The organism is Burkholderia sp. DN3021 (assembly GCF_049805555.1).
Classification (GTDB): Bacteria; Pseudomonadota; Gammaproteobacteria; order Burkholderiales; family Burkholderiaceae; genus Burkholderia; species Burkholderia pyrrocinia_C.
Genome location: NZ_JBNCAB010000059.1, coordinates 1 through 22338, shown reverse-complemented (window position 1 = coordinate 22338; position 22338 = coordinate 1). Strand labels below are relative to the sequence as shown.

Annotated in this window: 20 protein-coding genes and 1 pseudogene; 4 read left to right on the top strand and 17 right to left on the bottom strand. The window is 66.1% G+C overall.

Features of this window, described 5'->3' with window-relative positions; all coding sequences use genetic code 11:
* Positions 1–120: 120 nt before the first annotated feature.
* From ACPUER_RS25230 to ACPUER_RS25170, 13 genes and pseudogenes are all read right to left on the bottom strand, one after another.
* Positions 121–1164 (bottom strand): lipase secretion chaperone, encoded by a 1044-nt coding sequence (locus tag ACPUER_RS25230; protein ID WP_425132417.1) that lies wholly within the window; start codon positions 1162–1164, stop codon positions 121–123.
* A 3-nt stretch (positions 1165–1167) separates the two neighbouring features.
* The gene (locus tag ACPUER_RS25225) at positions 1168–2259 is read right to left on the bottom strand and encodes a triacylglycerol lipase (RefSeq protein ID WP_175963843.1); all 1092 of its coding nucleotides are present in this window, start codon (positions 2257–2259) and stop codon (positions 1168–1170) included.
* Between the two features lie 628 nt (positions 2260–2887).
* Entirely contained in the window at positions 2888–3643 is a 756-nt protein-coding gene (gene hutC, locus ACPUER_RS25220; RefSeq protein ID WP_072445201.1) for a histidine utilization repressor, read from the bottom strand.
* 70 nt (positions 3644–3713) lie between these two features.
* Positions 3714–5207, bottom strand: a complete 1494-nt coding sequence (locus ACPUER_RS25215; protein WP_034184352.1) for an HAL/PAL/TAL family ammonia-lyase — start codon at positions 5205–5207, stop codon at positions 3714–3716.
* A gap of 7 nt (positions 5208–5214) precedes the next feature.
* Positions 5215–6006 (bottom strand): ABC transporter ATP-binding protein, encoded by a 792-nt coding sequence (locus ACPUER_RS25210; RefSeq protein ID WP_425132416.1) that lies wholly within the window; start codon positions 6004–6006, stop codon positions 5215–5217.
* Positions 6007–6033: 27 nt separating this feature from the next.
* Positions 6034–6780 (bottom strand): ABC transporter permease, encoded by a 747-nt coding sequence (locus ACPUER_RS25205; protein WP_175963845.1) that lies wholly within the window; start codon positions 6778–6780, stop codon positions 6034–6036.
* Between the two features lie 12 nt (positions 6781–6792).
* Positions 6793–7515: an ABC transporter permease gene (locus ACPUER_RS25200; RefSeq protein ID WP_175963846.1), complete on the bottom strand. Its 723-nt coding sequence runs from the start codon at positions 7513–7515 to the stop codon at positions 6793–6795.
* Positions 7516–7612: 97 nt separating this feature from the next.
* Complete coding sequence (locus ACPUER_RS25195; RefSeq protein WP_310134239.1) at positions 7613–8473, bottom strand: transporter substrate-binding domain-containing protein; 861 nt, start codon at positions 8471–8473, stop codon at positions 7613–7615.
* Positions 8474–8891: 418 nt separating this feature from the next.
* Positions 8892–9302: pseudogene (locus ACPUER_RS25190) on the bottom strand (glyoxalase); the annotation flags it as partial.
* A gap of 78 nt (positions 9303–9380) precedes the next feature.
* Positions 9381–9827 (bottom strand): DoxX family protein, encoded by a 447-nt coding sequence (locus ACPUER_RS25185; protein WP_425132415.1) that lies wholly within the window; start codon positions 9825–9827, stop codon positions 9381–9383.
* A 1-nt stretch (position 9828) separates the two neighbouring features.
* Entirely contained in the window at positions 9829–11718 is a 1890-nt protein-coding gene (locus ACPUER_RS25180) for an amidohydrolase (protein ID WP_425132414.1), read from the bottom strand.
* A 19-nt stretch (positions 11719–11737) separates the two neighbouring features.
* Positions 11738–11905: a DUF1427 family protein gene (locus ACPUER_RS25175; RefSeq protein ID WP_034184358.1), complete on the bottom strand. Its 168-nt coding sequence runs from the start codon at positions 11903–11905 to the stop codon at positions 11738–11740.
* Positions 11906–12075: 170 nt separating this feature from the next.
* Positions 12076–12762: a hydrolase gene (locus ACPUER_RS25170; protein ID WP_072437974.1), complete on the bottom strand. Its 687-nt coding sequence runs from the start codon at positions 12760–12762 to the stop codon at positions 12076–12078.
* 310 nt (positions 12763–13072) lie between these two features.
* Here ACPUER_RS25170 and ACPUER_RS25165 point away from each other — a divergent pair, with 310 nt between their 5' ends.
* Both ACPUER_RS25165 and ACPUER_RS25160 read left to right on the top strand, forming a co-directional pair.
* Positions 13073–13339, top strand: coding sequence for a XapX domain-containing protein (locus ACPUER_RS25165; RefSeq protein WP_111021481.1), 267 nt, complete (start codon positions 13073–13075; stop codon positions 13337–13339).
* Between the two features lie 332 nt (positions 13340–13671).
* Complete coding sequence (locus ACPUER_RS25160; RefSeq protein WP_425132413.1) at positions 13672–14580, top strand: LysR family transcriptional regulator; 909 nt, start codon at positions 13672–13674, stop codon at positions 14578–14580.
* A gap of 64 nt (positions 14581–14644) precedes the next feature.
* Here the strand turns inward: ACPUER_RS25160 and ACPUER_RS25155 are convergent, their stop codons facing one another.
* Positions 14645–16108: a mechanosensitive ion channel family protein gene (locus ACPUER_RS25155; protein ID WP_175961651.1), complete on the bottom strand. Its 1464-nt coding sequence runs from the start codon at positions 16106–16108 to the stop codon at positions 14645–14647.
* A gap of 360 nt (positions 16109–16468) precedes the next feature.
* On the bottom strand, positions 16469–18262 hold the full coding sequence (locus tag ACPUER_RS25150; RefSeq protein WP_425132412.1) for a winged helix-turn-helix domain-containing protein: 1794 nt from the start codon (positions 18260–18262) through the stop codon (positions 16469–16471).
* Positions 18263–18768: 506 nt separating this feature from the next.
* Between ACPUER_RS25150 and ACPUER_RS25145 the strand changes: the two genes are divergently transcribed.
* Positions 18769–19410: an HD domain-containing protein gene (locus tag ACPUER_RS25145; RefSeq protein ID WP_425132411.1), complete on the top strand. Its 642-nt coding sequence runs from the start codon at positions 18769–18771 to the stop codon at positions 19408–19410.
* A 46-nt stretch (positions 19411–19456) separates the two neighbouring features.
* Here the strand turns inward: ACPUER_RS25145 and ACPUER_RS25140 are convergent, their stop codons facing one another.
* Complete coding sequence (locus ACPUER_RS25140; RefSeq protein ID WP_175961654.1) at positions 19457–20278, bottom strand: alpha/beta fold hydrolase; 822 nt, start codon at positions 20276–20278, stop codon at positions 19457–19459.
* 70 nt (positions 20279–20348) lie between these two features.
* Positions 20349–20774 (bottom strand): DUF3331 domain-containing protein, encoded by a 426-nt coding sequence (locus ACPUER_RS25135; protein WP_175961655.1) that lies wholly within the window; start codon positions 20772–20774, stop codon positions 20349–20351.
* A gap of 555 nt (positions 20775–21329) precedes the next feature.
* Here ACPUER_RS25135 and ACPUER_RS25130 point away from each other — a divergent pair.
* Positions 21330–22151 carry an alpha/beta fold hydrolase gene (locus ACPUER_RS25130; RefSeq protein ID WP_425132410.1) on the top strand — a complete coding sequence of 274 codons (822 nt, stop codon included), beginning with the start codon at positions 21330–21332 and terminating at the stop codon, positions 22149–22151.
* The last annotated feature ends 187 nt before the right edge of the window (positions 22152–22338 follow it).

Genomic DNA, 22338 nt, shown 5'->3' with positions numbered 1-22338 from the left:
TGCAATGAGGCTCGTCTTGACCGCGCTGAAGCGCCGACAAACCACGCGCTGTCGACCGCTATCGACAACGCGTTGCGGAAATCGCTCGATATACGACGATCCGCTCGATCGCACTCCGATCTATTGCGTGCGCGTCGACACGCTGCCGTGATCGAGCGACGCCGCACGCAGCGCCTCCCCCGGCTCCGTAAAGTAGCGCTGCCGCAACTGCGCGATCTGCGCATCGCGATCCTGTGTCGACAGGTTCTGCGCATCGATCTGCGCGCGCTGTGCCGCATATTCGTTGTACTTCGCACGCCACGCGTTGTCCGCCTGCTGCATCTTCACGACTCGCTCGGCAGCCTCCGGCCCGAGCGTTTGCGCGAGCTGCACGCGCATTTCATCGGGCGTCGCGTTTGATTTCTGCATGTGGTCGATCTGCGCGATCGCGTTGTCCTGCTCCTTCTGGCGTTCCAGCTCGGCGCGCCGCTCGGGCGGCAGTTGCTGCTCGAGCGCGGCAAGACCCGCCGCCTTCTGTTCCTCGGTCAGCGACGGATCGCGGACGATCTTCAATCGTGCGAGATCGTCTCGCTGCAGCGTCTGCTCGGCGCCGACGAACGGCTCGCTCCAGTCGCCGAGCGTGCGGCTCGCGATCGCCGCACGCCGGTCGAGCGCGAGCTGCAGTGCCGCGAGGTCGAGCTTGTCGTCCACGGCGCCGCCGCCCGGCAGCTTCGCGAGTTCGGCGAAATACGCACGGTAGCGCTGCCAGACGTCGAGCGCCTCGCGTTGCGCAACCGTGCCGTCGAGCTGCGCGGCAACCGCGCGCGCGACGAGCGCATCGAGTTCCGCGGCGCGCAACTGGTTTTGCGCGGTCAGGAAATAGTCGAAGAAGCCGCGCACGGCCACGACCTTTGCGAGATGGCCGTGCGCATCGAGCGTCAGGCGCGGCGCAGTCGAGCCGGCGAGTGCCGGGGGCAGCCCGCTTGCGCCGAAACCGGGCACGGTGCTCGCCGCCGTGCCGCCCGCCGATGCGGACGACACGGCCCCGGCAGGCGCGACGCCGGACATGCCGGCGTCTCGCGTCTTCCGGGCGTCGAGCCCATACCAGACCGCGCCGGCCGCGACGACGCCCGCTGCCCCGTAAAGCGCGACGCGTCGCGCGATGCCGCTCTTGCTACCTGTCATCGCTTACACGCCTTGCGTTTTCAGCCGGTTCGCGTGCGTGCGGATCGCCGCAACCGGATCCTCCACATTTGCGCCAAGCACGCCGAGAATCTGGTTGATCGCATCGGTGTGATCCCAGTGATACGTGCCGAGCACCTGGCCGAACAGCGCGCTGCATTGCGATACGACGCCGTCGTTCGGACCGGAGCCGCGATTGATCATCACCGTGCCGCTGCCGAGCAGCGCCAGCGTGGCCGGATCGAGCACGTTCGCCGGATCGGTGGCCCCGCTCACGCTCGTATCGACGGCACCCGTCACACCGGCCACCGTCGTTGTCGGCTGGATCGCCGTGCCGCCCCACGAATAAAGCAGGTGCGTGTTGCCGTTGACCGTCTCGGTCGACGCGCCCGCCCGACACGAGCCCGGCGCACCGAGACCCGCGCTCGGAAATTTCTGGTTGTATTCGGCGGCCTTCGCTGTCGTCAGCACCGACAACGCCTGGATCGCATTCTGGTTCGTATTGAAGTTGCTGCTCGTCAACGTGCCGAGCGCATTCGCGAACGCGCTGAGCACGACCGACGACAGGCCGGTCGGATCCGCCTGCAACAGTTGCTGGACGAAGTCCGCGAATTGCGAACCCCAGTGCGGCGTGCTGATCGTCGTCACCGATGCGACCAGTTCCGGCGCAACAGACGCAACGTAACGCGACGTCAGGCCGCCCTGGCTATGGCCGATCAGATTCACTTTCTGCGCGCCCGTCGCCGCGAGGACCTGCTTCACGTAGGCAAGCAATTGCTCGCCGCGCCCGTTCGGGCCATCGTCGCTCTGATAGCCGGACAGATTGGCAACGTATACCTTCGCGCCGTGCGCCTGCAGATCCGCCGGAATGTGATACCAGTACTCGACGACGCCGCCATACTTGTCGGTGCCGGTCAGCCCGTGCACGAGAATGATCGGGTACCGGGTCGCCGCATAATCGTCGACGGCGGTCGTCGCGGCGGAAGCGGCCTGCGCGCCGGCCAGCGACAGAATGGTTCCAACACTCGCGGCGGGAGCCGCGCTCATTGCGAATGCGACCACGGCCGCCGCTGTCTTCGCTCGTATCGATCTGCTCATCTTGTTCTCCATTTTTTACGTGCATGTCAGTTGCTTGAGGATGAGGACGCGAGAATCTCCGATGCAGCGACGCTTCCGGCACTGAAGCGTCGCCCGGGCGGGGGGATGTCGGCCATACCGGCCTCGACGGCCTGGCGCGACACACACCGATGCCCGAAAACGAATAAAAACGAACACAAACGAACGTTTTCGCACCGGCAGGCGAAGTGAATCACGTTAAGCGAGACTGCGCCGACGGTTAGACAGGGCCCTCCAGTCAGTTGACAACGGGTGCATCAACCGCTAAATCCATCGCTCTTCCTCGATGTCTTGCGATCCCGGCTGTTGCGGCTGTGCGCCGACGCGCATCAAACGGATCAATCGCGCCCGGGTGACCTGCCCTGGAATTTTCGGAACCGGCGGCAGCGTTTCGGCGGCCTGGCGGCGGACGACGTCAAGCGGCGCAAGCTACTCAAGCTACTCGAGCAGAAGCACGCAGGGCTGAAGAAGATGCCGGCGGGGTGCGCCCTGAGGTGGGCCGCGCGCAACGGCATGGAGATGGCACTCGACGAGCCGGGCAAGCCCTGGCTGAACGGCGCCGGCGTGGACGAAAGTTTCAACGGCGAGTTCCGGGATGAATCAACGCCCCCTACACCCGCCCCGCCAGATGAAACCGCGACGCCGGATGCCACAACCGCACCGACGTCGCGATGTGCTCGCCGACCCACGTGCGGCGGCTCAACAACAGACACGGCTCGCCGATTTCCATCACGAGATGCCGGCGCACCTGCGCATTGGGTTTTTCCGCGTAGATCCGAAACTCGGCGCGCTGGATCGGCGCGAGCCGCACCATGTAGTGATTCGGCGTCTCGATCGTGAAGTCCTGTTCCAGATACGCGGGAAACAGCGCCGGATTGACGTAGCGATCCTCGAACTGGATCGGCTCGTCTTCCTCGTAATGCACGATGCGCGAATGGAACACGGGCCCCGAACGCAGCCCGAGCGCTTCGACCGCCTCCTGATCGTCGCTGCTTTCGATCAGCAATACGCGCGCGCTGTGCCGATGGCCGCGCTCCGCGATCTCGTCCGCGATGTTGCGGATTTCCAGCACCGTCGATTCGTAATGCCGCCGTTCGACGAACGTGCCGGCGCCCTGGATCCGGGTCAGCACGCGCTCGGCGGTCAGCTCGCGCAGTGCGCGCGACACCGTCATCCGCGCGACGCCGAATTCCTTGACCAGTTCGGCCTCGGTCGGAATCGCGCCGCCGGGCTTCCAGTCGCCGTTCGCGATCCGCTCGACGACGTAGCGCTTGATCTGCTGGTAGGCCGGCAATGCGCGCGCCGGCACGCCGTCGCCCGGTGCGCCCGCCAGCCGGCCGGCAAGTTGTCGTTGCGTTTCGTTCATGCGCCCTCGATCGAATGAATGATGGATCGTCCGCCGGCCGTCGCGTCGCTCGGCGGCCGGCCTCCGGCCGTTACATCACGGGCGGCGGCACGCTCGCGACAATACCGGCGGCGATCGCGATGTCGTCCGCGAGCGGCCGGTCGTCCCGGTACACCGGCACGCGTTCGCGCACATGCCGCCACAGCGCGTCGGTGGGTGCGGCCCGCGATGCGCCGTCCGCCTGCAGATCGTAGGCCTGTGCGGCGGCCAGCAGCTCGATCGCCAGCACGCGCGTCGTGTTCTCGATGATGTCGAGCGCTTTCAGCGCCGCCGGCGTCGCGTGGCACAGATGATCTTCCTGCAGGCCCGACGTGATGCCGCCGTCGAGGCTCGCCGGCGCCGCGAGCCGCTGGTTCTGCGCGACGAGCGCGACCGCCGTGTACTGCGCGATCATGAAGCCCGAACAGGTGCCGCCCGGCGTTGCGAGAAACGCCGGCAGCCCGCTCACGAGCGGATTGACGAGCCGGTCGAGACGCCGTTCGGCGATTGCCGCGACCTGGGCCATCGCGGCCGCGAGGCTGTCCATCGCCAGCGCGATGCCCGCGCCGACCGCATGCGCCTGCGAATGGACGGTCGGCGCGTCGCGCGTGCCGGCCACGATCGGATTGTCGGTCACCGACGCCAGTTCGCGATCGACCACCTCCGCCGTCACGTCGAACACGTCGCGCGCCGCACCGTGCACGTGCGGAATCGTGCGCAGGCTGAGCGGATCCTGCGTATGCCGGCCGCTTGCCGCCGCGAGCATCCCGCTGTCGGCAAGCAGCGCACGCAACCGCGCGCCGACGTGCCCGATGCCGGGCGAAATCCGCAACGCAAGCGACGCCGGATCGAAGGCGGCGAGCTGTCCGCCGAGGTTCTCGAAGCTCGTCGCCGCCACCCAGTCGGCCCAGTCGAGCAGCCGCTCCGCGCGCGCGAGCGCGAGCGCGGCCAGCCCCGTCACGCACGGCGTGCCGTTGACGAGACTCAGCCCTTCCTTCGCGCCGAGCACGAGCGGCTCGCGGCCGATGCGGCGCAACGCCTCGTCGCCGCGAATCCGCTCGCCGCGGTGGCGCGCATGGCCATGGCCGATGCAGACCAGCGCGACGTGCGCCATATGGGTCAGATAGCCGACCGAGCCGTGCGCCGGCACCTCCGGCAGGCAATCGTGTTCCAGCAACGCGACGAGCTGGTCGACGACGTCGGCACGCACGCCCGAATGCCCGTGCGCGTAGTTGTTGATCGCCGCCGCGACGATCGCGCGCGTTTCCGCCGCGCCGAGCGGTGCGCCCACGCCGACCGCATGGCTCATCAGGATGTTGCGCGACAGCGTGCTCTGCTGCGCCGGCGACACGATCACGTCGCACAGCGCGCCGACGCCCGTATTGACGCCATAAGCGCGGATGCCGCGCGCAACGATTTCGTCGACGAGCTCGCGCGCCGCGACGACGCGTACGCGCGCATCGTCGGCCAGCGCGAGCGGCTCGCCGGCTGCCACTGCCGCGACCTGCCGCCAGTCGAGCGGCTTTGCCGAACGGAATACGGTCATGGCAGCCTCAGTTCGCGGAACGGTCGTGATGGCTCGACACGAACTGCCGGAAGCGCTCCGAGCACTGGCCGCCGAACAGATCGCCGGGCGTGCCGTCCGAATCGACTTCGCCCTGATGCAGTAACATCACGCGGTTCGACACGTGCCGTGCAAAACCCATCTCGTGCGTGACGACCAGCATCGTGCGCCCTTCCTCCGCGAGCGAGCGCATCACGCGCAGCACCTCGCCGACCAGCTCCGGATCGAGCGCCGACGTCGGTTCGTCGAACAGCATCACCTTCGGATGCATCGCGAGCGCACGCGCAATCGCGACGCGCTGCTGCTGGCCGCCCGACAGGTGCGCCGGATAGTAGCCGCGCTTGTCCGCGAGGCCGACGCGCGCGAGCAGCGCCTCGGCTTCCTCGACCGCTTCCGCGCGGCTGCGCTTCTGCACGCGCAGCGGGCCTTCGACGAGGTTGTCGAGCACCGTCATGTGCGACCACAGGTTGAAGTTCTGGAACACCATGCCGAGCTGCGAACGGATCCGGTCGACCTGACGCCGGTCGCCCGGATGCAGCTTGCCGTCGCGCGTGCGCTTCATCTTCAGTTCCTCGCCGGCGAGCGCGACGGTGCCGTCGTCGGGCGTCTCGAGCAGGTTCAGGCAGCGCAGGAACGTGCTCTTGCCCGAGCCGCTCGCGCCGAGGATCGAGATCACGTCGCCCTCGTGCGCATCGAGCGAAATGCCCTTCAGCACATGGTGATCGCCGAACGACTTGTGGATGTTCCTGACCGACAGGGCAACGGGAGCAGCGGTGTTCATCGGATTCTCCGGGAAGGATGGATACGCTCAGGGCGCGACGCGCCGGGCATTGCGTGCCGCCGCGGCGGGCACGCCGGCCGGCTTCGGCGCGCGCAGGTGGGCCGACAACCGCCATTCGAGCGCGCCGAGCACGCGCACGACGATGAAGTTCAGGCCGAGGTAGATGAGGGCCGCGCACACGAACACCTCGGTCGTGCGGTAGGTCTGCTGGATGATCTGCTGCGCGACGCCCGTCACTTCCCACACCGTGACGAGGCTGGCCAGCGCGGTCGACTTGACGAGCAGCACGGCTTCGGTCGAATACGCGGGCAGGCACTGGCGCAACGCGATCGGGCCGATCACGCGCCGCAGCAGCGCGAAGCCCGACAGGCCGATCGAATAACCGGCCTCGATCTGCCCGACCGGCACGGCCATCAGCCCGCCGCGCACGATCTCGGCCGTATAGCCTGCCGTGCACAACGCCAGCGACAGCACCGCGCACGCATACGGTTCGCGCAGCAACGGCCACATGAAGCTCTCGCGAATCACGCCGAACTGGCCGAGCCCGTAGTACACGAGAAACATCTGGATCAGCAGCGGCGAACCGCGAAACACCAGGATGTACGCGCGCGCGAAGCGGTTCGGCAGCCAGTGCGGCGACACGCGCATCGTGACGATCACGAGCGACAGCAGGCCGCCGAGCACGAGCGACGCGAAGAACAGGCCGAGCGTGGTCGGCACGGCCGCGAGCAGCTGGCGCAGCGTGTCGATGAGGAAGTCGAAATCGATGGACATGCGTGCTCTCCGTCAGTTGCGCGCGAAATTGCGGCGGAACGAGCGGCCGACGATCGCTTCCGCCCGGTTGAACACGCGGTTCGACAGGCCCGTCATCACGAGGTAGAGCGCGCCGCCCGCGACGAAGAACACGAAGTACTGGTGCGTCGAGTTCGCGGCGATCTGGCTCGTGCGCAGCAGCTCGGCGAGCCCGGTGACCGAGATCAATGCGGAGTCCTTGAGGCTCAGTTGCCACACGTTGCCGATGCCGGGCAGCGCGAAGCGCAGCACCTGCGGAATCAGGATGCGGCGCAGCACCATGCCGCGCGACATGCCGATCGAGCGCGCCGCTTCGAGCTCGCCCTTCGACACGGCCAGCACGGCCGCGCGGTAGACCTCCGCCTGATACGCGCCCGAGATCATCCCGACCGCCAGCGCGCCGATCACGAACGGCGGCACGCCGATGAAGCCTTCCGCGCCGAACCACTGGCCGATGGTCGTGACGAGCGTCGAGCCGCCGAAATAGAACAGGTAGATGACGAGCAGTTCGGGCACGCCGCGAAACACCGTCGTGTAGAGATCGCCGAGCAGGCGGGCGCTGCGGTGGCGCGACAGTTTCGCGGCCGCGATCGCGGCGCCGATCGCGGCGCCGACCGCGAGCGCGGCGAGCGTCAGCGCGACCGTCATCAGTGCGGCGAGCAGCAGCACGCCGCCCCAGCCTTCGGTTCCGAAGCCGAGCATTTCAAGAATCGCCATGCGTGTCTCCCGGCATGCGTTGAGTGAATCTGCAGGATGCGCGCCGCCGTGTCGTTGCGTCGTGACGTCAACTACGCGGCGGCGGCCGAACGCGCGCTTACGGCGTCACGTCGGTCTTGAACCACTTGTCGGCAAGCTTCTTCACGGTGCCGTCCGCGAGCGCCGCGCCGATCGCCGCATCGAACTTGGTCTTCAGGTCGGCATCCTGCTTGCGGAACGCGAGACCTTCGCCCGGCCCCCAGATCGGCCCGCCGAGCTTCGGGCCCGCGAGCACGATCGACGCGTTTTCCTTCTTCTCGGTGTTCGCCGCGTAGTACGTGACGTCGTCGAACGACGCATCGATGCGCCCGGCGACGAGGTCGAGATCGCGCTCGGGCGAGGTCTTGTACACGCGGATCGACGCGATGTCCTTGAAGCTGTCGTTGATGAATTTCGTATAGACGGTGCCCGACTGGATGCCGATCGTCTTGCCCTTCAACTGCTTGCGCAGCGCGTCGACGGTCGGCTTGTCGGCGTTCGCGTCGCCGGTCAGCTTGACGGCCGGCGCGCCGGGCGCGGCTTTCGGCAGGATCTTCGTGTCGGTGACGGCGAACGTCGCCGGCGTGGCCGCATAGGGGCGCGAGAACAGCAGGATCTTCTCGCGCTCCGGCGTGATCGAGATCGCATCCATCAGGACATCGAACTTGCCGGCCTGCAGGCCGGGAATCATCCCGTCCCAGTCCTGCGCGACCATGTTGCACTGGATCTTGATCCGGCCGCACACGTTGGCGAGCAGTTCCGGTTCGAAGCCGCCGAGCTTGCCGCCCGGCAACGTGAGGTTCCACGGTGCGTAGCCGCCTTCGAGCGCCACCGTCACGGTCTTCCATTCCTTTGCCTGAACCGGCGCGGCAAGCGTTGCCGCTGCAGCCGCGATGACGCCGATCGTCCTGATTGCCCACTTGATGCGCTTGCCGTTCACGAGATTTCTCCTTGCGTTGAAGTTCGTCATCCCCTCGGTCATTCAAGCCGCCTCAGGAATTTGTCTATACAAGCATGCAAGAAGAAAAACCGCGGGACAAGCGCTGATCAAAAAAAACCGCGTAAACGCGGGAAATCCCCTAAATACAGGGCTCTAGCGCGCGTCATTGCGGGGAATCCGGGCACGGATTTGGTGCAGCGAACGTGGACAAATCCCAAGGATGACTAGACAAATTTTGAATTCGATCGCCTGGGTGCCGACCATTCGACGCGCGGAGACAGGCAGGTCGGACTGACCGGCATAAGGTCTGAGGATTGGATATCCCGGCGATGCCCGAACGAGTATTCCGGGCCGCGCTTCGACATCGCGCGCGCCCGGTATGGCCGCGCGTTCGCGTTCTCCGGAAGTCGACGCGAGCGCGACCGATCGGATCGGGGAACATGTCGACGCCCCCATCCGCGCCATGCTCGCGCGCCACCTTCATGGCCGTTTCGATGTCGGCCACGAGATAGCCCGGGCGCGCCGCTGCGGGCGGCCAGGGGATCGGTGTCTTGAAGCGAAACGAGGAAATCGTGCCGGACGGCGCAAGGACGAGCCGAGACAGGGGCCGACCGGGTGTCGGCGTCACCTGGAAGACACCTGATTCGACTTGCTGCCGCCAGACCTCGCGACAAAGCTGTCGGTGAAACGGTTGAAATCGCCCGAGGGCGACGGACACGAGCGTCGTGCCGTATTGCAGACCTGCCGCGAGCGCACGTGCATGCGTAGCGGCAGGTCCGGGAGGCGTTGCGAACGAAGCGGGAGCGGCAACGAAGCCGTCCGCCAGCATCAGCACAAGCAATGCAGTTCGGTGCGAACGTTCTCCGCGGTTGAATTTCCTTCCTGTTTCAACCTGCCGGACAAACGATCAGGCGCGGCTGTCCCCTTCCCCGCTTCGAACATCGCCAAGCATGGTGACGAGGACGAGCGCGGCGATCAGCCCCAGGTGCTCGAAGAAGCTGTTGAGCGCCATGAAGCGCGCCACGCCCGTGCGGTTCCAGAAGTCGTTCGCCACCAGCATCGCGACGACGGTCAGCACGCCGAGTCCACCCGCGCCAATCCAGGTGAACCGGCGAAATACCACGCACAGCGAACCGCCGATCTCGACCACAACCGCCAGTGCAGCCCAGAACGCGGGCGGATGCAGGCCGAAATGCGCCTGCTCCGCGATCGCATCGTCGAAGTGCAGTGCCTTGTCGACGCCTCCGATCAGGAAGGCGGAAACCAGCGCAAGTCGCACCAGCACGCCGACCCACGGCTGCGCCAGCAGGACGCGAATCCACCCTGGGCTGTACCGGCCGATTGTCGTCGACATGTCAGATCGCCCAGCAGGAACAACCGAACGCGCCCCAGAAGCCCTTCGCGTCCGACGTCGGCAACGCACTGCCCCACGCGCTCGCATGTGCATGCGCGTGCACGTTGCACGCGCTCGCGCAGCCGCACATCGCGGCGGCCGCCGCACGCTGCAGCGGTGCGCCGTTGCGCTGCGTCGCGCCCCAGCCGCCGTAGCCGCCGTACTCGCGCACCGGCGACCAGTCCGGCATCGCGGGCGGAATCGGCGCGTCGTGCGACGCGAACGGCCCCGCGCCCCATACGATCTTGCCGCCGACCACCGTCAGCAACGCGGTCGTGCCCGCGATATCGTCCTCCGCGCATGCGAAGAAATCGCGATCCGGGACCACCAGGTCGGCGAGCTGCCCGACCGCTACACGCCCTTTCTTCCCTTCCTCGTTCGAGAACCAGGTCACGTATTCGGTCCACATCCGCAGCGCGGTCTCGCGATCGAGCAGGTTGCGCTGCGGATACATGCGCAGCCCACCGACCGTCTTGCCCGTCACGAGCCACGCGAGCGACACCCACGGGTTGTACGACGCGACACGCGTTGCGTCGGTGCCGGCCGACACCTTGATGCCCTTCGACAGCATCTTCGCGACGGGCGGCGTCGCTTCGGCTGCCTGTGCGCCATAACGCTCGACGAAGTATTCGCCCTGGTACGCCATCCGGTGCTGCACCGCGATGCCGCCGCCCAGCGCCGCAATACGGTCCATCGATTTTTCGGTAATGGTTTCCGCGTGATCGAAGAACCAGTTCAGGCCGTCAAGCGGGATGTCCTTGTTGACCTTCTCGAACACGTCGAGCGCGCGGCTGATCGTTTCATCGTAGGTCGCATGCATGCGCCATGGCCAGCGATTCTGTGCGAGCACGCGCACGACGCCTTCGAGATCGTCTTCCATCTGCGCCGGCAGATCGGGACGCGCGACGCGGAAATCCTCGAAGTCGGCCGCCGAGAACACCAGCATCTCGCCGGCGCCGTTGTTGCGGAAATAGTCGGTGCCGTCGTGATACTTGACGCTCTTGGTCCAGTTCACGAAATCTTCCTTCTCCGCATTCGGCTTCTGCGTGAACAGGTTGTACGCGATCCGGATCGTCATCTCGCCCGCGTCGTGCAGCTTGCGGATCACTTCGTAATCGTCGGGATAATTCTGCGAACCGCCGCCCGCATCGATCACGCCCGTCACGCCGAGACGGTTCAGTTCGCGCATGAAGTGGCGCGTCGAGTTGTACTGGTATTCGAACGGCAGCTTCGGCCCCTTCGCGAGCGTCGCGTAGAGGATCGTCGCGTTCGGGTTCGCGAGCAGCAGCCCGGTCGGGTTGCCCGCGGCGTCGCGCAGGATCGTGCCGCCCGGCGGCTCGGGCGTGTCCTTCGTGTAGCCGACCACGCGCAGCGCGGCCGCGTTCAGCAGCGCACGGTCGTACAGGTGCAGGATGAACACCGGCGTATCGGGCGCGGCCGCGTTGAGCTCCTCGATCGTCGGCAGGCGCTTCTCGGCGAACTGGTGCTCGGTGAAGCCGCCGACCACGCGCACCCATTGCGGCGCGGGCGTGATCGCGACCTGCCGCCTGAGCATGTCCATCGCGACTGCGAGCGACGGCACACCGTCCCAGCGCAGTTCCATGTTGTAGTTCAAACCGCCGCGAATCACGTGGCAGTGGTTGTCGATCAGGCCCGGCAGCACGGCGCGGCCGCCGAGGTCGACGACCTTCGTCGCGCGCCCGGCGAGCCGCATGACGTCCGCTTCGTTGCCGACCGCAACGAAGCGGCCGGCGGCTATCGCCACCGCTGTCGCGGTGGGGTTGGCGCGGTCGAGGGTCGTGAACCTTCCGTTGTGAAGGATCAGATCCGGTTGGGACTCGGTTGCGGTCATATACGTCACCTCGTTTCGATCAGAAGCCAAAGAGCTGTTTGAGGGTGGGGATGGCCTGCACGCCGATCAACATGCCGAGCAACCCGACAAGCGCAATCAGCGGCGGCGCCGGAGAACGGACCTTGATTGCGCTGTAAATGACACCGATCAGCAAGCCCGCACCAAGGGAAACCAGATAAGGTTCCATACGATCAATTTCTCGGACAGGTTGGAATGCAGGTCGTAACGTCCTGGCAAACACGCTGCGGGCGGCATCCGTGAATCGACCACGTACGCCGCCCGCGATTTCATATTGCCGATGCCGCGTGTTCGCGGGGAACACGCCGCATCAGCATCGACAGTCGCGACTGCCTTCGGTCACTTCGCCGGCACGGGCGGGATCGACTCGTGCGGCGTCGCGGTACGCTGCGCGGCCTTGTGGACCATCGTGTACGCGTAATCGACACCCATCCCGTACGCGCCCGAGTGCTCCTTCGCGATCGCCATCACGGCGTCGTAAGTCTCGCGGTGTGCCCAGTCGCGCTGCCACTCGAGCAGGACCTGCTGCCACGTGACGGGCACCACGCCGGCCTGCACCATCCGCTGCATCGCGAAGTCGTGCGCGTCCTTCGACGTGCCGCCCGATGCGTCGGCGACCATGTAGATCTCGTAGTCGCCCTCGAGCATCGCGCAGAGCGCGAACGTCGTATTGCAGACTTCGGTCCACAGACCGGAGACGACCACCTTCTTGCGGCCGTTCGCGGCCAGCGCGTCGCGCACCTTCTGGTCGTCCCACGAGTTCATCGACGTGCGTTCGAGCGTCTTCTGGTTCGGAAACACGTCGAGCAGCTCGGGATAGGTGTGACCCGAGAAGCTGTCGCTTTCAACCGTCGTGATCGTGGTCGGGATGTTGAATACCTTCGCAGCCTTCGCGAGCCCGACGACGTTGTTCTTCAGCACCTGACGATCGATCGACTGCACGCCGAATGCCATCTGCGGCTGCTGGTCGATGAAGATCAGCTGGCTGTTATGGGGGGTGAGTACTTCGAGTTTCGGATTGCTCATGGCTGTCATGTCCTTTGACGCGGAGAAAAAAGAGGGTCTGCCTCGCCGGCAAGCCGGGGGCGCCCAATGCGCTGTGCCGGCAGGTTTTCCTGCCAGCCGGTGTCATTCAACACGCGATTTCATGTTAACGCCACTTAATCAAATCGATTAATAAAATCCCTAAAAACATGCCTTAAAAGATCTTAAAACCATCGAATTGAATGATCACATCAAAAAAGACCTGCTACGCTATTGAATAAATACAGGATCGTCCACGGATCAGTAGTTATCCGTATTTTTCACACGATTGTCATTCATTTATATCCGAATCATGAAGCCGTATATTTCATCGCTGCTTGCCGGGATTCTCGCCGGCGTCGTCTACTTCCTGATCGGCGTGCAATCGCCCGCTCCGCCCACGATCGCGCTGGCCGGCCTGCTGGGCATCCTTGCCGGCGAACAGATCCTGCCGATCGCACGGAGGATGCTTGCGGGGATTCATCTGAAAACCGCGTGGAGCGAGGCGAAGTGCAGCCAGCACATGTTCGGCTCCCTGCCCGGCGCCCAGGCATCCGATGCCGCCGCGAAGAAACGTTAATCGACGCCGTCGTGCCCCACGTTGACTGACCGGATTCGGGGAGGCCGACCGGCGTGCCGGCCAATCCCCCGACGCCGACCACACGCAGGCAAGCCGGAACGCGAAGCAGCCGCGAAACCCGGGCCCATTCTGCACGGCTCCCCCGTGCGGTGACGCTGCGGAAATGGCGCACATCGCCAATACCGATCGGACGCTGAATTCGCGCGAGGCAATCCTGCCCGAAAAAGGATAGCGCCTCCGGCGCCGGCAACCGGATTAATTGTTCTGAATCGCATTGGTCTCCGCGGTGCTTGGCGATACCATGACAGCCCGACGCCCGCGTGGATTCCATCATGAAGCTGTCATTCGAAGCGCTCGAAGCACTGGACGCGATCGATCGCACCGGCACATTCGCCGAAGCCGCGGAGCTCCTGCACCGCGTACCGTCTGCGCTGACCTATCTCGTACAAAAACTCGAAAGCGACCTCGACGTCGCACTGTTCGACCGCAGCGGGCGCCGTGCGAAGCTCACGCACGCGGGCCGCGTGGTCGTCGAAGAGGGCCGCCGGCTGCTGCATGCCGCCCAACAGCTCGAACTCAAGGCGCTGCGTGCACAGCAAGGCTGGGAAACCGAGGTTCGCATCTGTATCGACGAGATCCTGCCGTTCGACGCGTTGTGGCCGTACGTGCATACGTTCTACGGACTCGAGATGAACACGCGGCTGCGCCTGTCCACCGAAGTGCTCGGCGGGACCTGGGATGCGCTGATTTCGCGCCGCGCGGATCTCGTCGTCGGCGCGGTGGGCGAGCCGCCGGAGCTGCCGGACATCGTCGCGCGGCCGATCGGCACGCTCAGGCACGTGTTCGCCGTCGCCCCCACCCATCCGCTCGCGGCGTTGCCCGAACCGCTGTCGATGGCGTCGGTCGTCGAGTATCGCGGCGCCGTCATCAGCGATACCTCGCGCGAACTGCAGCCGCGCTCGGTCAACGTCGATGCCGGGCAGCCGTATCTTGCGGTCCCCACGCTCGCCGCAAAACTGGCCGCGCAGTGCGAAGGACTCGCGGTGGGCACGCTGCCGGATTGCGTCGCGGCACGCGCGATCGCGCAGGGCAAGCTCGTCGCGCGCCAGGTGACCGGCATGCGCGACACGACGCATTGCTATATCGCGTGGCGCGGCGACGAGGCCGGACGCGCGCTGCACTGGTGGGTCGAGCAGTTCGACCGCCCCGATCTCGTCGACCGGTTCACCGCGCTCGCCTGATTCCGCCGCACGCCGGCCGCACCGCTCGATCGGCGTTTTCCCGCGATCTCCCGCCACCGCCGCGTCAGCCGAACGAATCGTGAAGGCGCTTCATCTCCTTCTCGAGCCATTCGATCAGGTTGAACGACGCATGCGCCTTCGCGGCCGGCGGGATCATCATCTTTTCCTCGGTCGCGATGTGTTCGTTAAGGGATTCGCACATCAGCCGTCCGAGTTCGGGTTTCCTCGCGAGCAGCGGCGACAGGTCGCGGCTGCTCAACTGATAGGCCGTCACGGCCGTCACCGCGTAGACGCTCGCATGAAGTTGCGTGCCGGCCAGCACGACGGACTGGCCGATCGCGTCGCCGGGCACCATCCGCCTGACTTCGATGTCGCCTGTCGCGCCCGGCACGAACACCGACGCGACACCGGACCCGACGATCGTCAGCAGGCGCGTATCGGAATTCGACGCGTAGATCACGTCCCCCTTGTGAAATACGCGCGACGCCAGCGCATTGGCCAGCACCGCCAGATCCTCGTCGCCGAGTTGCCTGAAGAGTTCGACCGCGCGCAGCAGCCGTTGACCGCTCGAAGCCGGCCGGTGCGCCTCGGCCGTCCCGCCGAGCGGGCGCAGCGCGATGTCCGCGGCGGCGAGATGCCGGTGGGCCAGATCGTAGAGCCGGTTACGCACCGCCACCTTTTTTTGCAGCGCGTCGACGTAACAGACGAGTTCGTATTCGACGGAATTGGTCTTGAAGGCCTTGACGACCGAGATCGGCGCGGGACTGGCCAGCACGTCCAGCGAACTGGCGGCAGCGCGGTCGAGCGCATCGACGACGACGGCCGGCCGCACCGCCGGATCGATCTCGATCGTCAGTGTCACGCCGTGCACGCTCGCGGGTTCGCTCAGGTTGACGATCGTCGCCTTCGCCGCCGTGCTGTTCGGCACGACGACCAGGTTGCCGAGGCTGTTGATCAGCTTGGTCGCGCGCCAGTTGCTTTCGACTATCCGCCCTTCCAGTTCGCCGATGGCCACCGTATCGCCCAGGCGAAACGGCTGGGTGGTATTCAGCACAAGGCCCGAGAACACGTCATTCAGCGTGTTCTGGACGGCCAGGCCGAGGATCACGGCCACGGCGCCCGAGGTCGCGACCAGGCCGCTCAGCGGCAGGCCGAGTACGTAGCCCAGCGCGGCTACCGCGGCCGCACCGAACACGGCGCCCGCGGCGATGTCGTGAAACAGCCGTTGGTTGCGCCACGCGCGCGGCAGCAGCAGATGATCGAGCATCAGGCTGAACACCAGCGCGCACTGCAGCCACCAGGCGACGCCGATCGCCTGGATCGCGAGCCGGTCGAACCGGTCGGGCGACGGCGGCACCGCGAGCGGGCTCACGCCGGTGGCGAACAGCACATAGGTCAGCGCGGCGAACGACGCGCAGCGCCAGACCGCTTTCGTCGTCGAACGGCCAGGCCCGAGCAACCGCCATGCAACGAGGTCGGCAACGACGATCGGTGCGCCGTAGGCGACCGTGACGGACAGGTTCAGCATGCTGGAACGGGCCGCGGGCGCGCTGCGCGACTGGCGGGGAACCCGCGCGATCGCATGGCTCGTGCTACCCGATCCGGCGAGCGGCCGCCCGCGGCGAATCGTGGCGTGAAAGGTCGGACTGGACAGGTTTCATGCGGTAGTCGTTCGATGACGCGCGAAGTCGCCGCGGCACGACATGTGCCGAGCGCCGCCCCACGCCGGCATTCGGTGGCGTCGGGATATCGACAAGCGGCGGTGCGAGCCGGTCTGCTGCCCGCCCGCCGATCGCCGACGGTCTCCATGCATGCAATGTAGACGCACCGGCCGGCCAAGTCCTGAGTTCAGGCTGAAACGTTCTGAATTCGGCAGCGGCGCGCGCCGTTACGGTTCGCGCGCCGGCAACCCGGCCTCGTCCGCGGCGACCCCGAGCGCGTGCAGTTCGGACCAGGCGTCGTGCACGCCCCGCGTCGGCCCCGACGTATGGGCGAGCGCGGCGGCATAGGCGGCCAGCAGGCGCACGCGCGCGTCCTCGCGCGCCGGCGTCTCGTCCATATTCCGCATTGCGTCGAGCGCCGCGCGCGCCCGTTCGCGACATTCGTCCACCAGCGACAGGTCGAACAGGCACGGGACCGCGACAGCCGCCAGTGCGATGCCGACCTGCTCATCGCCGTTCGGCGAAAACGCCCAGTCGAGCGCCGCGCGCAGATTGCCGAGTTCGCGCCGGATCACGTCGAGCCGCGATTCGGCCCGCGGCCCGTCGTCGCCGCCGGGCGCAAGCCTGAACAACGTATGGAAGTAGTTCGCATGCGCGAGTGCCGCGGCCGCGCATTCGCCGTTGTTCGCGAGCTGCTGCAGCGCATACGCGCGCGTCGTGGTCAGCAGCCGGTAGCGCGGCGCGCCGTGCGCGCTCTCGAGGCTCAGGAGCGACTTCGAGACGAGGCCGGCGATCGTGTCGAGCAGGTCCGCATCGACCAGCCCCTTCGTGCCGACGATCTCCCGCACCGCGTCGATCGAGAAGCTGTCGCGGAACACGCCGAGCCACCGCAACAGCAGGCGCTCCGCGTCCCCGAGCAGGCGGTAGCTCCAGTCGTACATCGCCTGAAGCGTCTGATGACGCGGCAAGGCCGTACGAAAACCGCCGGTCAGCAACCTGAAGTGATCGTCGAGATGCGCGGCCAGCACATCGATGCCGAGCACGGCCGCTCGGGCCGCTGCCAGTTCGATGGCGAGCGGGAGACCGTCGAGACGCCGGCATACCGACGCCATCAGCGACACACTGCGTCCATGGAGCGGAAAGCGAGGGTCGGCGGCGCGCGCGCGCGCCGAGAACAGTTGCACCGCGCTCGCGCGCAGGATCTCGGCATCGTCGGCGCCTTCGCCGGGCACATCGAGCGGCGGAATCGGACACAGCCGCTCGCCCTGGATACGCAGCGCCTCGCGGCTGGTCGCGAGGACGCACAATCCGGCGTCGGACTCGGTCAGTGCAGTCGCGATCTGCGCGGCGGCATCGAGCAGATGTTCGCAATTGTCGAGCACCAGCAGCATCCGGCGGTTCGCCACGCTGGCCAGCACCGCTTCGAGCGTCAGCGATCCGGCCGGCTGCACGATGCCGAACGCACCCGCGAGCGCGGCGGGCACGAATTGCGGACACGCAACCGTGGCCAGCGACACGAACGCGGCACCCTCCGGAAAACTCGCCTCGGCCCGCATGGCCGCTTCGAGCGCGACCCGCGTCTTGCCGATGCCGCCCGCCCCGACCAGCGTCACGACGCGCGCGGTGTCGAGCGCCGCGAGGACGTCGGCGACGGTCTGCTCGCGGCCGACGAGCGCGGTCGGCGCGGCGGTCAGCCGCGACGCCGCGGGACGCACGGCCGCCGCGCTTTCGGCCTGGACGCCGACCAGCCGATAGCCGCGCCCCGGCACCGTGACGATCAGGTTCCGGTCGCCGGCCAGCGCCTTGCGCAACGCGGCGATATGCACCTGCAGGTTGTTTTCCTCCACGATCGTGTGCGGCCACACACGCTGCATGATTTCGTCTTTCGATACCAATGCGCCATTCGCCCGAATCAGGAGTTCGAGAATTTCGAATGCGCGGCTGCCGATGCGCAGCAGTTTGCCGTTCGAGCGAATTTCACGTCTGTCTAGAAAAACGTGAAGTGTTCCAATCCTGATCATGGAAATTCTTAATCGACTTCATTCATTGATGCCCTGTCAGAAATGACACCGGTTTGGTGCCATGCTACGGCATTTGTCTAATGAGGTGATTCAAATTATTAGAACGGAAGGAGCAAATTTTTTGAATCGACGAGAACCGTGATCGCCGCGACGCCTCCCGGGCATGCTCGTATGCCGTCCGGCACGGCGCACCACGACATCCTGCATTTTCAATGTGCGAAACATTCGTTCATTCGTGAACCCGTTTCTCGGATAAAACGGCCGATTGGCGGGAATCGATTTCGTGATCTCGTTAATTGAAATCGCAGTTCGAATGACTTGCGAAAAAAACCAGGTAAAAGCGACGTGCAAAGCGCGGCGAAATCGATTCCGGGCGTGAGAGCCGGTCGGATTTCCCGTTCAGAACGATTCAGGCGCCGCTCAGGACATTCAGCGGCGCGGCGCGCGACGATGGTTCGACGGCGCCAGCGTCGCGCGACCGCCGTCACGCCGCGAGGAACACGACCATGGGCAACCGTATCGCCGGCATCCCGATTCCCGACGGCCCGATCGCTCGGGAGGCCGCCGCGACCGTGCGCGCCGGCGAACCGGAACTCCTGTTCCGGCACGCGATGCGCGTGTTCGCATTTGCGTCGATCATCGGGCTGCGTCGCGGCATCGCATGCGACGCCGAGCTGCTGTACGTCGCCGCGCTGTTCCATGACTTCGGGCTGACGGAGCGCTACCGGGATTCGCGCCGGCGCTTCGAAATCGACGGCGCGAATGCCGCTCATGCATTCCTCTGCGGATACGGCGTCGCCGCCGGCGATGCGGAAGAGGTCTGGCGTGCGATCGCGCTGCACACGACCTTCGGCATTCACCCGTACATGACGCCGTTGACGGCGTTGCTCGGCGCAGGTATCGAGACGGATCTCTTTGCGCGTCATTTCGACGAAGTGAGCCGATCCGAACGCGACGAGATCGTGAACGCGTGGCCGCGCGGCCCGTGTTTCAAGGAGCTGTTCCTCGAGGTGCTCGCCGCGGGCACCGCGCATCGCCCTGCCGCTGCGTTCGGCAACGTCGGCGCCGACGTGCTCGAGCGTTGCGACCCGGACTATCGTCGGACGAATTTCTGCGGCCTGGTGCTCGGGTCGAAATGGACGGAGTGAGCCGTCCGGTCGGCCGGGCCCACTCCGCCGCGTCATCCCCGCCGGGTCATGCGCGGGCGAACGCCAGCAGTTCGTCGTTCAATCGTTGCGCGTGCGACAGATACAGCGCATGCGGCCCGCCCTCGTAGACGCTCAGCGTCGCGTGCGGCACGCGCTTCGCGGCGGCGGCGCCCGTGAGCGCGAGCGGCACCGTCTGGTCGTCGTCGCCGTGAATCACGAGCGTCGGCACGTCGAACTTGTCGAGATCCGCCCTGAAATCGGTTTCGGAAAACGCGCCGACGCAATCGAGCGTGCCCTTCAATCCGCCCTGCAGCGCCATGAACGACGTCCAGTCGAGCGCGGCGCGCGAGATCGTCGAAGCGGCCCGGTTCGAACCGGTGAACAGCGGCCAGAAGTTCTCGAAGAAGGCCGCGCGGTCGGCCACGATGCCCGCGCGAATACCGTCGAACACGGCCACGTCGACACCGTCCGGATGGTCGTCGCGCCGCGCGACCAGCGGCGTCACCGACCCGATCAGGACGGCCTTCGCGATGTGTCGCGTGCCGTGCCGGCCGATGTAGCGTGCCACTTCGCCGCCGCCCATCGAAAAGCCGACGAGCGTCACGTCGCGCAGCCCGAGCGTCTCGATCAGCGTCGCGAGATCGTCCGCCAGCGTGTCGTAGTCGTATCCCGTCCACGGCTGGCCGGATCGGCCGAAGCCGCGCCGGTCGTAGGCGATGCAGCGAAAGCCGTTCGATGCGAGATGATGCATCTGGACGTCCCACATGTCCGCATTCAACGGCCAGCCGTGAATGAATACGACCGGGCGCCCTGCGCCCCAGTCCTTGTAGTGGATCGAAACGCCGTCGCGTGTCGTGAACGTGCTCATGAAGATTCCTCAGCGGTGAAAAAGTAGCGGCCGCCGGCGATGGCCGACGGATGGGGCGCACCGTTCCGGGTCATGAACGGGACAGCCTGACGATGAACCGGTCCAGTTCGGACGCGAGGATCACCTCCCGGTAGTTCGCGGGGCGCTTCGCTCCGCGCCACTGCGGCTTGTAGATCGCATCGCCGGTATGAATCGTGATGCCGGTCAGCGCGCAGCGGCCGAGGGCGCGGGATTTTGCGCTGATCCAGCGCTGCTCGTCGTAGCGGCAGCGGGTCGGATCGCTCCACGATATCAACACCGACGAATCGGTCTGCCGCTCGGCGGCGACGATCGCGCAACGGCGGCGCACGCCGCCGCTCGACGCGGGCGGCGCATCGTCGCGATGGCGACGGCGTACGGGTTCCGGGTCGCGCAGATGCGGCGGCGCACAGCGGCTTGCGGCCGGCGACGGGTCGAGCAGCGTCATCACGTGTTCCCAGCGATTGAATTCGTCCATGGCGGCGTACCCAGGCAAGTGGCAAAGGGCGCGGATGTATCGCACCCGCCCGCATTGCGGTCGTCATCCGCCGGCACGAACTGGCAAGACCCGCGACGGGATGACCTGATGCTGACGATACCGAGCCGCCGCTGAAGAGTCTTGATTCCAGGCTTAATTTTTCTGGCCGGTGCGTTCGCGCGGCTTGCGCCGCGACCGGCTTCATGAAAATTCAGCGCGATTTCAGTACAGGCTGCATGACCCCGCGATAGGCTCCTGTCGGCGTTCGTTCGCTAACACTTGCGCGCCTGCCGGCCCGCGACCGCGAACCCACGCCGGCTGCCGGCGCGATTGCCGCATGCGGGCAGGTCCGCACCATCCATCCAACGCGGCATCGTTCCACCGCACGTTCAAGGAGTCCCAATGCGTCCAGCAGACATCGACGCCGTTCCCTCGGCGCGTCGCCGAGACATGCTGCTTGCCGGCGCGACCGCCGTTGCAGCCGCCGCGCTGCCGGCCGCTGCCGCCGCTGCCGCCCCCAAACACGCCGCTTCCGCCCATCAAGGAGCTCATGCGATGAACACGATCACCACCAAAGACGGTACGCAGATTTACTTCAAGGACTGGGGCAGCGGCCGCCCGGTCGTCTTCTCGCACGGCTGGCCGCTGTGCGCCGACGCGTGGGATCCGCAGATGCTGTTCCTCGTGCAGCACGGCTATCGCGTGATCGCGCACGACCGCCGCGGTCACGGCCGCTCGAGCCAGCCGTCGCACGGCAACGACATGGACACGTATGCCGACGATCTGGCGGCGCTGATGGATGCGCTCGACCTGCGCGAAGCCACGCTCGTCGGCCATTCCACCGGCGGCGGCGAAGTCGCGCACTACATCGGGCGCCACGGCACGAAGCGCGTGTCGAAGGCCGTGCTGATCGGCGCCGTGCCGCCGCAGATGGTGAAATCGGCGTCCAATCCCGGCGGCCTGCCGATGGACGTATTCGACGGAATCCGCAAGAACGTCGCCGAGAACCGCTCGCAGTTCTACAAGGATCTCGCCGTGCCGTTCTTCGGCTTCAACCGTCCGGACGCCAAGGTGTCGCAGGGCACGATCGACGCATTCTGGGCGCAGGGCATGATGGGCGGCGCCTATGGCCAGTATCTGTGCGTCAGGGAATTCTCCGAGGTCGACTACACCGAAGACCTGAAGAAGATCGACGTCCCGACGCTGATCCTGCACGGCGACGACGACCAGATCGTGCCGATCGACGATTCGGCCCGCCTGTCCGCGAAGATCGTCAAGCACGCGCAACTCAAGGTGATCCCCGGCGGCGCGCACGGGATGTGCGTCGTCAACGCCGACCGGATCAATGCCGAACTGCTCGCGTTCCTGAAGGCGTAAGCATCGCGGCACGGGGGGGCCGGCCCTCGGGGCGGGGCGCCCCGCACTTAGTTTTATGATTTTTTATGTTTCCCCCCAATAGTTTCGGCGGGGGCGCTACCCAAGCAGTATAATATAAAAAAAAAACAACCCACCAAAAAACCAAACGTAATTGGGTTTTCCGCGTTTTGTTGTTAAATTTGGGGGG

Bases quoted from the DNA above. Each gene is read 5' to 3' on its own strand.
- ACPUER_RS25130 (WP_425132410.1), top strand. From the start codon at position 21,330: ATGAACACGATCACCACCAAAGACGGTACGCAGATTTACTTCAAGGAC.
- ACPUER_RS25230 (WP_425132417.1), bottom strand. From the start codon at position 1,164: ATGACAGGTAGCAAGAGCGGCATCGCGCGACGCGTCGCGCTTTACGGG.
- ACPUER_RS25225 (WP_175963843.1), bottom strand. From the start codon at position 2,259: ATGAGCAGATCGATACGAGCGAAGACAGCGGCGGCCGTGGTCGCATTC.
- ACPUER_RS25185 (WP_425132415.1), bottom strand. From the start codon at position 9,827: ATGTCGACGACAATCGGCCGGTACAGCCCAGGGTGGATTCGCGTCCTG.
- ACPUER_RS25215 (WP_034184352.1), bottom strand. From the start codon at position 5,207: ATGACCGTATTCCGTTCGGCAAAGCCGCTCGACTGGCGGCAGGTCGCG.
- ACPUER_RS25160 (WP_425132413.1), top strand. From the start codon at position 13,672: ATGAAGCTGTCATTCGAAGCGCTCGAAGCACTGGACGCGATCGATCGC.
- ACPUER_RS25145 (WP_425132411.1), top strand. From the start codon at position 18,769: ATGGGCAACCGTATCGCCGGCATCCCGATTCCCGACGGCCCGATCGCT.
- ACPUER_RS25165 (WP_111021481.1), top strand. From the start codon at position 13,073: ATGAAGCCGTATATTTCATCGCTGCTTGCCGGGATTCTCGCCGGCGTC.
- ACPUER_RS25170 (WP_072437974.1), bottom strand. From the start codon at position 12,762: ATGAGCAATCCGAAACTCGAAGTACTCACCCCCCATAACAGCCAGCTG.
- hutC (WP_072445201.1), bottom strand. From the start codon at position 3,643: ATGAACGAAACGCAACGACAACTTGCCGGCCGGCTGGCGGGCGCACCG.
- ACPUER_RS25200 (WP_175963846.1), bottom strand. From the start codon at position 7,515: ATGGCGATTCTTGAAATGCTCGGCTTCGGAACCGAAGGCTGGGGCGGC.
- ACPUER_RS25175 (WP_034184358.1), bottom strand. From the start codon at position 11,905: ATGGAACCTTATCTGGTTTCCCTTGGTGCGGGCTTGCTGATCGGTGTC.
- ACPUER_RS25150 (WP_425132412.1), bottom strand. From the start codon at position 18,262: ATGATCAGGATTGGAACACTTCACGTTTTTCTAGACAGACGTGAAATT.
- ACPUER_RS25180 (WP_425132414.1), bottom strand. From the start codon at position 11,718: ATGACCGCAACCGAGTCCCAACCGGATCTGATCCTTCACAACGGAAGG.
- ACPUER_RS25210 (WP_425132416.1), bottom strand. From the start codon at position 6,006: ATGAACACCGCTGCTCCCGTTGCCCTGTCGGTCAGGAACATCCACAAG.
- ACPUER_RS25135 (WP_175961655.1), bottom strand. From the start codon at position 20,774: ATGGACGAATTCAATCGCTGGGAACACGTGATGACGCTGCTCGACCCG.
- ACPUER_RS25155 (WP_175961651.1), bottom strand. From the start codon at position 16,108: ATGCTGAACCTGTCCGTCACGGTCGCCTACGGCGCACCGATCGTCGTT.
- ACPUER_RS25140 (WP_175961654.1), bottom strand. From the start codon at position 20,278: ATGAGCACGTTCACGACACGCGACGGCGTTTCGATCCACTACAAGGAC.
- ACPUER_RS25205 (WP_175963845.1), bottom strand. From the start codon at position 6,780: ATGTCCATCGATTTCGACTTCCTCATCGACACGCTGCGCCAGCTGCTC.